The organism is Flagellatimonas centrodinii, from assembly GCF_016918765.2.
In the GTDB taxonomy this organism is placed as follows: Bacteria; Pseudomonadota; Gammaproteobacteria; order Nevskiales; family Nevskiaceae; genus Polycyclovorans; species Polycyclovorans centrodinii.
Map to the genome: position 1 here is coordinate 1,885,020 of NZ_CP092104.1, position 13,439 is coordinate 1,898,458.

The 13,439-nt window shown below is 67.2% G+C and carries 10 protein-coding genes; 5 read left to right on the forward strand and 5 right to left on the reverse strand.

Translation table 11 applies throughout. The features are described 5' to 3' along the window. Nucleotides 1-19 precede the first annotated feature (19 nt). Nucleotides 20-706, forward strand: coding sequence for a GMP/IMP nucleotidase (gene yrfG / locus JN531_RS08875; RefSeq protein WP_275591482.1), 687 nt, complete (start codon nt 20-22; stop codon nt 704-706). On the opposite strand, the gene JN531_RS08880 is transcribed toward yrfG, so the two are convergent. The 3 genes from JN531_RS08880 to plsB all read right to left on the reverse strand — a co-directional run bounded on the left by JN531_RS08880 (nt 690) and on the right by plsB (nt 5,178). Continuing rightward, entirely contained in the window at nt 690-1,757 is a 1,068-nt protein-coding gene (locus JN531_RS08880) for a DUF3080 family protein (RefSeq protein ID WP_228348511.1), read from the reverse strand. The two genes, yrfG and JN531_RS08880, sit on opposite strands and share 17 nt — an antisense overlap. Nucleotides 1,758-1,863: 106 nt before the next feature. Then, nucleotides 1,864-2,598, reverse strand: coding sequence for an FKBP-type peptidyl-prolyl cis-trans isomerase (locus JN531_RS08885; protein ID WP_228348512.1), 735 nt, complete (start codon nt 2,596-2,598; stop codon nt 1,864-1,866). A gap of 69 nt (nt 2,599-2,667) precedes the next feature. Further along, complete coding sequence (plsB, locus tag JN531_RS08890; protein ID WP_228348513.1) at nt 2,668-5,178, reverse strand: glycerol-3-phosphate 1-O-acyltransferase PlsB; 2,511 nt, start codon at nt 5,176-5,178, stop codon at nt 2,668-2,670. 102 nt (nt 5,179-5,280) lie between these two features. On the opposite strand from plsB, the gene JN531_RS08895 reads away from it, so the two are divergent. The 4 genes from JN531_RS08895 (at nt 5,281) to JN531_RS08910 (ending at nt 11,043) form a co-directional block, all read left to right on the forward strand. Further along, nucleotides 5,281-5,763: a DUF4112 domain-containing protein gene (locus JN531_RS08895; RefSeq protein WP_228348514.1), complete on the forward strand. Its 483-nt coding sequence runs from the start codon at nt 5,281-5,283 to the stop codon at nt 5,761-5,763. A gap of 70 nt (nt 5,764-5,833) precedes the next feature. Further along, complete coding sequence (locus JN531_RS08900) at nt 5,834-7,309, forward strand: peptide MFS transporter (RefSeq protein ID WP_228348515.1); 1,476 nt, start codon at nt 5,834-5,836, stop codon at nt 7,307-7,309. 3 nt (nt 7,310-7,312) lie between these two features. After that, entirely contained in the window at nt 7,313-9,259 is a 1,947-nt protein-coding gene (locus JN531_RS08905; protein WP_228348516.1) for a M2 family metallopeptidase, read from the forward strand. Nucleotides 9,260-9,261: 2 nt separating this feature from the next. After that, nucleotides 9,262-11,043 carry a patatin-like phospholipase family protein gene (locus tag JN531_RS08910; RefSeq protein WP_228348517.1) on the forward strand — a complete coding sequence of 594 codons (1,782 nt, stop codon included), beginning with the start codon at nt 9,262-9,264 and terminating at the stop codon, nt 11,041-11,043. 6 nt (nt 11,044-11,049) lie between these two features. Here the strand turns inward: JN531_RS08910 and purD are convergent, their stop codons facing one another. Then, nucleotides 11,050-12,345 (reverse strand): phosphoribosylamine--glycine ligase, encoded by a 1,296-nt coding sequence (gene purD / locus JN531_RS08915; RefSeq protein ID WP_228348518.1) that lies wholly within the window; start codon nt 12,343-12,345, stop codon nt 11,050-11,052. Nucleotides 12,346-12,378: 33 nt separating this feature from the next. Then, complete coding sequence (locus JN531_RS08920; RefSeq protein WP_228348519.1) at nt 12,379-13,047, reverse strand: DUF6989 domain-containing protein; 669 nt, start codon at nt 13,045-13,047, stop codon at nt 12,379-12,381. Nucleotides 13,048-13,439: the final 392 nt, after the last annotated feature.

Sequence of the window (13,439 nt, forward strand, 5' to 3'; positions counted from 1 at the left end):
GGACAGTTCACCGATCGGAATGGAAGGGGGCGGTAGTGTAGGCGATGCCCGCATCGACTGGTCCCGCGTGGATCTGGTGATCCTCGACATGGATGGCACGGTGCTCGACCTCGCCTACGACAACTACTTCTGGCAAACCTTCTTGCCACAACGCTACGCCGCCCTGCATGGTCTGGACGAAGGAGGCGCGCGGGCCCGTCTGGAACCGCTGTTCACCTCGACTGCGCATACCCTGCCGTGGTACTGCACCGATTTCTGGAGTGCCCAGACCGGTCTCGACATGGCATCGCTGAAGCACGAGATCCGGCATCGCATCGCGCCGTTGCCGGGGGCCGAAGATTTCCTTCACCGGGTTCGTCACAGCGGTCGCGGCCTCTGGCTTGCCACCAACGCCCACCGTGATTCCTGGCAGCTCAAGCTGCGGCATACCGGCCTCCGCGACCACTTCGATACAGTGGTCTGCTCGCATGATTTCGGTGCGCCCAAGGAAGACCAGGACTTCTGGCAACGGTTTCGGCAGGCGCACCCTTTCGATCCGGAACGTGCGCTGTTCGTCGACGATTCGCGGCCGGTGCTGGATGCGGCCCGGCTGTTTGGCATCGGTCAGGTGGTGGCGATCCGCCACCCGGACCGCAGCACCGCACCGCGGCCGGTCCCCGGGCACGCCAGTATCGACGCGCTCGCGGCGCTCAATCCGCCGGATTAGCGCCGGCGCTGCCGGGCATCAGCCCGCAGTGCCCCAGCGCTGTCTGCCAAGCCTCGGTGTGCCGCTCCCGCGCCACGGCAAGTGCCTGCCACAGGCTGCCGTGGTGATCCCAGATGGCGAGTCGGGCAAATGCCGAAAACGCCGGTGGCGGTGGCGGAGCCGTTTGCAACAGGGCTTGTTGCGCCGTTTGCCAGGCGCTGCCGTCGCGATGCAGCTGCGCCAGATAGGGCTGTACCCGCGCCGCGTAGTAGCGATAGAACACGGTTTCGAGGATGCGCGCCCGCGGCGTCGGGCGTTGCTGTGGGCACAGCCGCGACAGATCAATGGCCTCCAGGTGATCGGCTGCACGGTTCAGCGCCAGGGTCATCCCCTGCACCGACCGCAGCCATCCGCCGCCGTACCCGCTCAGGGCCATTTGCTGCAGCCGCTGCTCCAGCGCCGGCAGTGCGAGGCCGTCGGGCGGCGGCTGGAGCGCGCGACCACGCGCTGCCAGCCAGCCGAGCTCGGCCAGCGGCGGGGCATCATCGGCACGGACCCAGTCGTTGGCAGCCGAGAAGTGTCGACTGAACTCGTCGCTGTCGAAGGTGACCTGCCACCACACCGCCGGGATGGTGCCGGCCTTGTCGGCGGCGATGGTATCCAGACGGTCACGCCATTCCGGGTCTGCGGTGTCATCCGGCTGCGCGTGCAGCCAGGTCCGGCAGCGGTCGAGGCGATGGGCGAACCGCAACTCGTAGTCCAGGCGCTGGCTGGCGGGCCAGTAGCGTCCGAGAATGCTGTTGCGCTCCGCCACCAGCTGGGTGAGGTTGCAGCGGTTGAAGTCGTCCAGCTCCAACAACCGTGCACGCACCTCGGGTGCCGCCAGTTGTCGGTCCCGATGCGAGGGGTATGCGAGAGGGGCGGGCCAGTCCAGCGGCGCCACCGGCTGGTCGCTGGCCCGGGCAACGCGGGCGGCGTAGTCCTCAAGCATGCGTGCCGGGTGTCCGCGGTCGCAGGCGACGACCGCCCACAGCAGCGGCAGCAGCAGCACGAGCACCCGGTAACCTTTCATGCCGACAGCCTGCCGGGATTGTCGGCGGACCGCGAATCGTGCAAGCGCTGCCGGAAACGACAACGGCCGGCGCAGAGGCCGGCCGTTGTCGTGACTGCGTGCCGGCTTACTCGGCCTGCGCGTCGCCGATGCTGATCAGCTCGACCTCGAATACCAGGGTCTCGTTGGGGCCGATCTTGGCGCCGGCACCGCGCTCGCCATAGCCCAGCTCGGCCGGGATCACGAAGCGATATTTGGCACCCGGCGTCATCAGCTGCACGCCCTCGGTCCAGCCTGGGATCACGTTGGCCAGCGGGAAGGTCACCGGCTCGCCGCGCGCGTACGAGCTGTCGAACTCGGTGCCGTCGATCAGCGTGCCGCGGTAGTGGACGGTGACGCTGTCCTCGGCGGTCGGGTTGGCGCCTTCGCCGGCGGTCAGCACTTCGTACTGCAGGCCCGATTCGGTGGTGGTGACACCCTCACGGGCACCGTTCTCGGCCAGGTAGGCCTTGCCCTTCTCGGCACTGGCGCTCGCCATTTCAGCGCGTTCCTTCATCTGCTTTTCCTGCATGGCCTTGGCGACGGTGTTCTTCACCGCCTCGCGGGCGGCGTCATCAAGCTTGGGCTCGGCGCCACTGATGGCATCGTCGAGACCGGCCTTGAGCGCGGCGATATCGACATCGTCCTTGACCGGAGCCAGGGAGGTGCCAAGGTCGATGCCGATGGCATAGCCGAATTTCTGGGCATCGGACTCCAGCGTGACGGCACCGCCGCCGGTCGAGTCGGGGGCGCCATTGGGCGAGCAGGCCGAGATCAGGCCGGTGACGGCCGCGATGGCCAGCAGGCGTGTTGCGTGAGACATGGAGATTCCTTGCGGAGGGTGAATGGGAAAAGCATGTCGGGCTGTCTGGCGTCCGACCAATCGTTGATTCTAGCGGCTCCCGTTGGTGTCCGCCGGGGCCTCGACGTCGCCACTGCCGGGTTTGCGCCGTTGCAGCAGCTGCAGCAGCGTCTGACGGGCTTCATCGGACAGAAGTTCCAGCGAACGCTCGGCGATGCGGTCGATACGGGCATCCACGGCCAGGGTCCGCTCGGCCGTCTCGGTCACCAGGCCGACGTCAATCAGGGTGTTGAGATACCCGCGGAACAGCGTCTTGTCGAAAAACTCCGGGGCGTCGCGACCGGTCAGCAGCGCCATACGCTCCGCGAGCAGTCGGCAGTCGGCTTCGAAGCGCTCACGCGGCAACTTCTGCTGATTGCGTCGCTCATCCGCGAGCAGCAGGGCGGTCATGCAGTAGCGCTCGAGGGTCTCGCCCATGACCCGCCCCAGCATCGACAAGGTGGAGTACGACGGATTGGTGACCTCCGGTCGGCGCAGACGATGGTCGTCCTCGCGCTCCAGCAGCCCCAGTTGCAGCATGACGTCGAGGCAGCGCCGGGTCACGGTCTCGACTTCTTCGGCCGGCCAGGGCAGGAAGAACTCGGTACGCAGGAACGGATAGAGCGCCCGCACGCCGGTGACGATGGCCTCTTCGCTCAGCAGCCACCGGGTCCGGTACAGGTTGGCGATCAGGCCGGGGATGGCGAACAAGTGCTGGATGTTGTTGCGGTTGTAGGTCATCAGCACCGCATCACGCCCGGCGACGCCGTAGACGTCGCCCCAGGGGTGGCTGACCCTGGCGATACGCGCGATGGGCACCGCCCAGTCCACCACTGCCGCGGGCGACGACTCTGGGAGCACCTGGTCAGGGCCCAGTGGCAGCCCCTTGAGCAGCCAGATCAGGTGGCCGATCTGCTCGATGAACTCGTCGCGGGATACGACCCGCTGCGGGCTGGCCAACAATGCGACAGCGGCAAGGCCGTTGGGATTGGCCACGGCAGCCGCATTGGTCCGCTGCGCGGTCTCGAAGGCGAGGTCGCTGACGAAGCGCTTGAACCCCTCGGGCTTGGCATCGCTGTCGGCCACCAGGGTGTCGCGCCAACCGGGCAGGTGGCGGTCGGCATGGTCCTGCAGCAACACCGGTTCGCCGAAGTTGATGTAGGCCTTGCCATAGCTCTTCGACAGGATCTTGCCCGCCTTCAGCAGGCCGTCGGCCGACTCCTTGGTTTTCTGGGCGCCGCGCAGTTCCTTCGAATAGCTCGCCACTTCCCAGCATTTGTCGTAGCCGATGAACACCGGTACCAGCGCCACCTTGCGCGAACGCTGCCGCAGGCTGGCCTCCACGATCATCGACATCAGGCCGGTCTTCGGCGCCAGCAGCCGCCCGGTTCGGCTGCGACCGCCCTCCGGGAAGAACTCGATGGAGTAGCCGCGCTGGATCAGGGCATCGACATAGGCGCGGAACACGGCGGTGTAGAGCCGGTTGCCGGCAAAGGTGCGGCGCATGTAGAAGGCCCCACAGCGGCGCAGCAACCCCCCCACCGGCCAGAAATTGAGGTTGATGCCGGCGGCGATATGCGGCGGCACCAGGCCGCCGTGGTAGAGCGCATAGCTCACCAGCAGATAGTCGGCATGACTGCGATGCGAGGGCACGTAGATGATCTCGTGCCCCTGGGCCCACTCCCGGACCCGCTCCAGCCCACGGACATCGATGTCGCGGAACACGCGCTTGAACACCATGCCACCGAGAAAGCGTTCCAGCAGGTTGATGCTGGCATTGGAATAGTCGGCGGCGATCTCTTCCGCATAGCGACGCGCCTTTCGCAGGATCTCCGAGTGCTTGCCCTCACCGCTGGCAGCCTCGGCCTCGATGGCGGCCTGCACACCGTGGCTGACCAGCAGGCCGTCCACCACCACCTGGCGACGCAGCAGCGTCGGCCCCAGGGCCGCCGTACGCGCCCGCAGGAAGTGGAAGTGCAGGACGCGGGTGAGCTTGCGCTGACCCAGCGCCGCATTCGGCGCGCGGTCCATGTATTCACGGAACGGCAGCGGCAGCCCGAAGTTGGCCAGCACGCTGCGGCCGTTGGCCAGCATGATGAACAGCTTGCGAATGCGGCCGGCCTGCACGCTGTCGGCGAACAGCAGCCGGAACAGGCTGGTTTCCGAGCCCGGGTCGCGGCCCCAGAACACCGACACCGGGACCACCTGGGCATCGAAATCGCGGGTGCTGGCCGCGGTTTCGATCAGGGTCGACAACTCGGTTGCCTGACGGCGTTCCTCCAGCAGCGCCGGCAGATACACCACGGCCGGACGGTTCACCGTGGGGAAATCAGCGCCGGTACGTGCCGGCCGCGGCAGCCCGAGGTCACTGCAGATGCGGTCGAGTACGAACAGGTCACTCCAGTCCCGCGTGGCCAGCACGTAGACGACTGGCTTGTTCGGGTCCAGTTTCAGCTGATCACCCAGCGGTGTGGGTATGGTCCGGTAGCGGACATAGCGACTGAATGGGCGAAAGATCGCCCAGGCCAGCGCATACAGCATGCCTGCAATGGTGCCTGCCATTCCCCTGTGGCCCTCCCGGACCGGTCCTGTGAGCGCCACCGGTGACCGGTGGTCGTTTACGCTTATTCGATGAAAAGTCTAAACCAAGCGGGCGGCGGACCCATGACAGAGGCTGCCGAGGCCGCCGGACGCGCTCGCCAACGCCTGCGGCGACTGGCCTGGTGGCTGGACGAGCGCTTCCGTATTCCGGGGACCCGTTTCCGCTTCGGTGTTGAATCGCTGCTGGGGTTGATACCGCTTGGCGGCGACCTGCTGGGGCTGGCGCTGTCCGCCTATGCGGTACAGCAGGCGGTGGTGCTGGGCGCCCCGCGCCGACTGGTAGTGCGGATGTTGGGCAATGTGGGCATCGATTTCCTGCTGGGGCTGCTGCCTGGGGTGGGGGACCTGGCCGACATGGCATTCAAGGCCAATACGCGCAACCTCCGGCTGCTGGAGGCGCATCTGGATGCCCTCGACCCGCCACCCGCCGCAGCGCCCGCTCGCCAGCTGGGGCGCCGCATCGGCGGCGCGCTGTTGTGGGTCGTGCTGATGGGCCTCGGGTTGGCGGCGGTGGTGGCGGTGGTACGGGCCCTGCTGGGGAACTGAAGTCGCATTGACCCGCTCGGGCAATTGCCGCACCTTGCAGCCACGCCCGCCACCACCGGAGTTGCCGTCCATGCCGTCCGCCACCTGGTTCGGTCAGCCACGAGGGCTGGCCACCCTGTTCTTCACCGAGATGTGGGAGCGCTTCAGTTATTACGGGATGCGCGCCATCCTGGTGCTGGCCATGGTGGCAGCAGTGGAGACTGGTGGGCTCGGACTGGATGACGCGACCGCCACCGCGATCTACGGGCTATATACGGCGGCGGTCTACCTATTGGCCGTGCCCGGTGGGTGGGTGGCGGACCGCATCATCGGGCAGCGGCAAGCCATCTGGTATGGCGGTATCGTCATCACGCTGGGGCACTTCACAATGGCGGTGCCGGCAGTCCCGACGTTCTATGTCGGCCTCGTGCTCATCGTCATCGGTACCGGCCTGCTCAAGCCCAACATCAGCACGCTGGTGGGCGAGCTGTATCCGCAGGGCGGGGCACGACGGGATGCCGGGTTCTCGGTGTTCTACATGGGCATCAACATTGGCGCATTCCTGGGGCCGTTGATCTGCGGCTGGCTGGGCGAGAAAGTGAACTGGCATGCCGGATTCGCTGCCGCCGGTGTCGGCATGCTGCTGGGGCTTGCGCAGTTCCATCTGACCGGACGGCACCTCGGCATGGCCGGGCAGCACCCGTCGCCAGAAGCCCCGGCAGCACGACGTCGCGACTACATTGCGGTCTGGGCCGGGTTGGCGCTGCTGCTGGCGATGGTGCTGTCCGCACTCGGCGGTTGGTGGGTGATCGATCCGGTACGGCTGGCACAGCACGCGGTGGGGGTGATCATCGGTGGTGCGGCACTGTTTTTCCTCTGGGCGATGCTGTTCGCCGGGCTCGACGGGCTGGAGAAGCGTCGGGTCGGTGTCATCGCCGTGCTGTTCGTGGCCTCGGCAGTGTTCTGGAGTGGCTTCGAGCAGGCCGGCTCATCGTTCAACCTGTTTGCCGAGCGCTACACCGACCGCATGATTTTCGGTTGGGAGATGCCCGCCAGCTGGCTGCAGTCGGTGAATCCGCTGTTCATCATCCTGTTTGCGCCGATGTTCGCCGCCCTCTGGGTGCATCTGGCGCGGCGCAATCTGGCGCCGTCAACGCCGCTCAAGTTTGCCCTCGGGCTGTTGCAGCTGGCGGCCGGATTCGCCGTGCTGTGGGTGGCGTCGCACGCGGTGATGGCGGGTGACAAGGTCCTGCCGACCTGGCTGATTCTCACCTATCTGCTCCACACCACGGGCGAGCTGTGCCTGTCGCCGGTGGGGCTGTCGGCGGTGACCCAACTGGCGCCCCGCCGCATGGTCGGCCAGATGATGGGCGCCTGGTTCATGGCCACCGCACTGGGTAACCTCATCGGCGGTTTGATCGCCGGTCATTTCGGCCAGGAGGCGCTGGCGCAGATGCCCGCACGGTTGGCCACCATCGTCTGGGTGGTGGGCGGTACCGGCCTGCTGATGCTGTTGCTGGCGCGCCCGGTGGCGCGGCTGGCGCGTTCCCCTGTCGAGGAGTCCTGATTCATGTCGAAGTTCGCGGTCGCCCTGTTGATCATTCTGTGTCTGCCGGGATGTCGCTCCGGTGATGACGGCGCCACAGCGCCGGCTACCGCAACGCCGGCCATCCCCACGCCAGGCGAGGCAGACGCGCTGGTGGCCGATATCAACCGCTATCAATACGACAATGCCGCACGTCTGTCGGCGGCGTTCTGGGTGGCCGCGACCTATATCAACGACGACAGCCAGCGGCTGTCAGCGGCAGCCGGCGAGGAACTACTGAGGGAGTCCGCGCGCAATCTAGAGGCGGCCAAGCGCTTTGTCGGGGTCGACGGCCTGAAGGCCGACACCGCGCGTGCCCTCATGCTGCTGCGCAATGTCGCGGCGCCGGCTCCATCGGCGCCGGCGTTGCAGGGCGAACTGGCCGAGCTGATGGCGCGGATGGAAGCCAACTACGGTGCCGCCAAGTGGTGTCCGGATGGCGACCTGCCCTGTCTGTCGCTGCCCGAAATCGAGAAGGTCATCAACAATGTCGATCTGGATCACACCCCGGACGAGATCGCTGCCGCCTGGGCAGGCTGGCATGAGACCGCACGTCCTATCCGCGACGACTATGTGCGTTTCGTCGAGTTGATGAACACCGGCGCCCGCGAGATGGGGGCCGCCGATGCGGGTGAAGTGTGGCGCGGCGGGTATGACATGCCGGCCGACGCTTTCGCCAGTGAAGTGGAACGGCTGTGGTCGGAAGTGTCGCCACTCTATGAGGCGCTGCATTGTCAGGTGCGGGCGCGGCTGAGCCAGCGCTACGGTGAAGCGGTGGTGCCGGCGGACGGGCTGATCCCCGCCCACCTGCTCGGCAATATGTGGGCGCAGCAGTGGGCCAATCTGTATCCCCTGATGACCCCGTATCCCGGTATCGGCGACCTGGATGTCACGACCCCGCTGGTGGCGCGCCGCGACGCCGCGTTGGCCGCGCGCAAGGCCGATTTCAAGGGCACGCCGACAGCGCTCGAGTTGGCCGACATGGAGCAGGCGGCCGATCGTGACATCGCCATCGAGATGACCCGCATCGCCGAGGATTTCTACGCCTCACTGGGCTTTCCGGCCTTGCCCGACAGCTTCTGGGCGCGGTCACTGCTGGTCAAGCCGCGCGACCGCGAGGTGGTTTGTCATGCCAGCGCCTGGGACATGAACTACCAGGGCGACGTGCGTATCAAGCAGTGCATCGAGCCGGACGAGGAACAGCTGACCACCATTCATCACGAGCTCGGGCATGTTTACTACTACCTGATGTACAACGACCTGCCGCCGCTGTTCCAGACCGGAGCTCATGATGGCTTTCACGAGGCCATTGGCGACACCATCACGCTCAGCCTCACGCCAGCGCATCTCGCCAAGGTCGGCTTGGTGGGGTCGGCCACGATCAGCGACGAGGCGGTCATCAACCAGCAGATGAAGTTGGCACTCGACAAGATCACCTTCCTGCCCTGGGGCAAGTTGGTCGATCAATGGCGGTGGGACGTCTTCGCCGGACGCACGCCACCGGCTGCCTACAACAGCGATTGGTGGGCGCTGCGGGCCCGCTACCAGGGGGTGGCACCGCCGCTTCCCCGCGCAGCCGACGACTTTGATCCCGGCGCCAAGTACCACATCCCCGGCAACACGCCTTACACCCGCTACTTCCTCTCCTTCGTGTTGCAGTTCCAGTTCCAGAAAGCCCTGTGTGAGGCAGCCGGACACGAGGGGCCGCTCTATGACTGCGACATCTACGGCAATGCCGCTGCCGGCCAACGGCTGCGTGCGATGCTGGCGCTAGGCGCCAGTCAGCCCTGGCAGGACAGCCTGGAGGCACTGACCGGCACGCGCCAGATGAGTGCTGCACCGCTGGTGGAGTACTTCACCCCGCTGCTCGACTGGCTTGCCGCGCAGAATCAGGGGCTCAGCTGCGGCTGGCCCGGGCAGGCGGGGGGCTGAGCGTGGATGTTGCGGCAGTGCTGGCGGACAGTCCCCTGTTCGCCGACGTCGATCCGGCCGTCGTCGCCGCGCTTGCCGCCCAGGCCGGCATCGTCGGGCTGCGCGGCGGTGCCCGGCTGTTCAGTGCCGGAGAAGAGGCGAAAGCGGTTTATGTGGTGGTCTCGGGTCGCCTTCGCGCGCTGTCGGACACCGGTGAGCTGCTCGGCGAGATCGGCCGCGGCGAGCCCATCGGCGAGATGGGGCTGCTCACCGAAGAACCGCACCGCGCCACCGTAGTGGCCGTACGCGACAGCATTCTGTTGCGGGTCGCCAGCGAGGCGCTGGTCCAGCTCTTCAGCGCCCACCCCGGCGCCCTGTTGAAAACCGTGCGCGTGATCGTCCATCGCCTGAGGCCGACCGCGCAGCAGAAGCGGCGCGCGCGGACCCAGGCGCAACGCACGGTGGCAGTGGTGCCAGCAGTGCCCGGGCTTGATGTGCGGCCGTTGGCACGGGCACTGGCGGATCGGCTGGCGCTACACGGCGATACCCTGTTGCTCGACCCGGCCACGGTTGATGCCGCGCTGGGGGCGGGCGCCGCGGATGCGCCGTTCGAGGACGGCGAGCGAAACGAGCGCCTGATGACCTGGCTGTCGGAACAGGAGCGGCGCCATCGCTATCTGGTCTATGCCACGCCGCCCGACGCCGGCCCCTGGGCGCGCCGCTGCATGCGCCAGGCCGACCGGGTGCTGATGACCGTGCCGGGCGATGCCATGCCGATGGCCACGGTGATGGTCGATGAACTCAAACAGAGCGGATCGCTTGCCGGGGTCGACCTGCTGATGCTGCGGTCGCCCGATGCTGCGCCGGGCGACGTCCTCGGCTGGCGGACACGGATCAACGCGGTGTCGCACCTCTATGCGCGCCCCGACCAGCCGGGAGACATCGAGAGCCTGGCCCGCGCCCTCACCGGGCGCGGCATCGGCGTCGTCCTCGGCGGTGGCGGTGCGCGCGGCTTCGCCCACCTCGGGTTGATGCGGGCGCTCGATGAACTGGGGGTCCCGGTCGATGCGGTGGGCGGCAGCAGCATGGGGGCCTTCTTCGCCGCGCTGCGCGCCTGCGGGCACGACTACGACACGATGCTGGCACTGGCACGCGAAACCTTCGTCGACAACAACTTCCTCAACGACTACCTGTTTCCCTCGGTCGCCCTGGTACGCGGTCGCAAGTTCATCCGCCGCCTGCACGATATCTTCGGCGACCAGCAGATCGAACATCTGCGCATGCCTTTTTTCTGCGTATCCAGCAACCTGTCGCGGGGGCGGGCGGAAGTGCATGACCGCGGTCCGCTCTATCTCTGGACCGCCACCAGCATGGCCGTGCCCGGCGTCGCGCCACCCGTGGTTTATCGCGAGGACCTATTGGTTGACGGCGCCCTGCTCAACAGCCTGCCGACGGACATCATGCAGAAGCTCGACCGCGGTCTGGTGCTGGCCTCGGATGTGTCGACAGGCGGCGAACTACGCGCCCCGGGCATCGAAGGCCCGGACCCGGAAGGTCTGTTCAACTGGCAGGGTGATACCAAGCGCCCCGGGCTGTTCAGCATCATGTTCCGCACCGCCACGGTCACCAGCGAGGGCGCCCGCAAGGCCCGCGCCGACCGCGCCGACGTCTATCTGCGCATGCCGGTCGGCGGCACCGCTCTGTTCGACTGGAAGCACTTCGATACCGTCAGCCAGCGCGGCTACGAGTACGCCATGGAACAGCTCACGCCACTGCGTGACGGGCTGCTGGCCGGCGAGATCTGAGGCCGCTCAGGCCCCGCGCGCGATCGCCCGATAGCCAATGTCCTTGCGGTGGTGCTCGCCGCGCCAATGGATCGCCTGAACTCCGGCGTAGGCGGCGGCCTGGGCGTCGCGTACGTGGGCGCCCTTGCCGACCACGCACAGCACACGGCCGCCGGCGGTGACGACATCCTGGCCATCCAGCGTGGTGCCGGCGTGAAACACCTTCACGCCTGCAGGAACGGTGTCGAGCCCGTGGATGGCATCCCCTTTGGCAGGGCTGGCCGGGTAGTGCTCGGCGGCCATCACCACACCCAGGGCCGGGCGGGGGTCCCATTGGGGGTGTTGGTCGGCGAGGCCGCCGTCGACCGCGGCTTCGAGCAGGTCGAGCAGGTCGGAGTCCAGACGCGCCATCAGTGGCTGGGTTTCAGGGTCGCCGAGGCGGGCGTTGAATTCGATCACCCGCGGCGCGCCGTGGGCATCGATCATCAGGCCGGCGTAGAGAAAGCCGGAGAACGGTGTGCCTTCGATTGCCATGCCACGCAGCGTTGGCTCAATGACCTCGCGGCAGACGCGGGCATGGATCTCGGCGGTGACCACCGGTGCCGGTGAATAGGCCCCCATGCCGCCGGTGTTGGGGCCGCGGTCGCCGTCGAATACGCGTTTGTGGTCCTGGCTGGTGGCCAGCGGCACGTAATCGGTGCCATCGGCGACGACGATGAAGCTCGCCTCCTCGCCCTCCAGGAAATCCTCGATCACCACCCGGGCGCCGGCCTGGCCGAGCATGTCGCCACTGAGCATGTCGCGCACCGCTGCCTCGGCGTCGGCAACAGTCATCGCCACCACCACGCCCTTGCCGGCGGCGAGCCCGTCGGCCTTGATGACGATCGGCGCGCCACGCTGTTGCACGTTGGCCAACGCTGCCTCGATATCGGTGAACACCTCATAACCGGCAGTGGGGATGCCGTGACGCTTGAGGAAATCCTTGGTGAACGATTTGCTGGCCTCCAGCTGTGCGGCAGCCTGGGTGGGGCCGAAAATGCGGCGACCGGCAGCTCGGAAGGCGTCGACCACGCCGCGCGCCAGGGGGGCTTCGGGGCCGACGACGGTGAAGTCGACGTTCTGCATCGCTGCCAGCGCCAGCAGGCTGTCGATGTCTTCGGCCTTCACCGCCACGTTTTCGCACTTCGGTTCCAATGCGGTACCAGCGTTACCCGGCGCCACCAGCACCCGCGACACCCGCGGCGACTGCGCCAGCTTCCAGGCCAGCGCGTGCTCGCGACCACCGTTACCAATCACCAGGAGGGTTTGAGAGAAGCTCGACATCAGAACATCCTTGGAAAAAGCGGAATCGGGAGCTCAGCGACCCCCACCGAAGGCCAGCAGGCTGATCATCAGGGCGCCGCAGTAGAAGCCGACGATCATCGTTGCTGCCCACAGGCGGGCGAAGACACTGTCATGGCGGGTGCGTCGATACAGCCGCAGGCAGGCCAGGCACAGCAGGATCTCGGCGGGGACGGTGTACAGCGCCACGCCGGCCACCGTGTCGATGTTGCGTGGCTGCCACAGTTGCAGCATTGGCGCCGCCCACTCCGCGGCGCCGAACAGCAACAGTGCGAGGAGTGCCGCCACCAGGTAGCGCGCCCGGTTGGCGGCATCGGCGAACAGGGTGATGGGGAACAGCAGCATGATCCACAGGCCCATGAAGTAAACCGGGACGTCGCCGCCGATGCGGGCGATCCCGTGGTCCGGGAATATCAGCGTTTCGCTGATGCGCACCAGCGTCCAGTCGGGCAGCACCTGGCCGATCGACACCGGCAGCAGGAAGGCCCAGCGGGCGATCCAGTCGGAATAGCCCCGCAGCAGCGCATAGCCCGGCAACAACAGGTTGTAGGCGATGGCGAGGACCAGCACCGCCAGGCCGTAGCCGTGGCCGCTGGTGAACATCACCGCCAGCAGTGCAACGATGCCAAAGGCCAGGTGGAAGGCGAGCGCCTCGCGCGGGGCGCTGGCGTGGTGGTTGGCCATGCAGTCTCAGTCCAGGGGCGGGCAGTTGACCCGCGTTCGGCGGGTACCGGGTGTGCGTTCAAGGGTGCAGCTGGCGTCAAGGGCGTCGGCTGGCAGAATCTTCGCCGGCGCGTCGGCGCTGCCCACCTGCACCGCCTTGTGGCCTGCGCATCCGGCTGACGACATCATCAGCCCGGCACCCAGAAGAACGCCGGAGCCGGCTGACGGCAGGTGACGCGGTAGCGATCGCACGGTGTGCACGAGATGCCGGATCGGGTCATGTCGGCCTGCCCGAACGGTGGGGGCCGGGGTGCGGGAACGGGCGATTCGGGGCAGCGGATATGCTGGAGATGCGGAGCCTTCCATGGCAGGTCAGGGTCTCGGTCAGGGGGTTCATGGCGCGAGGATACCCG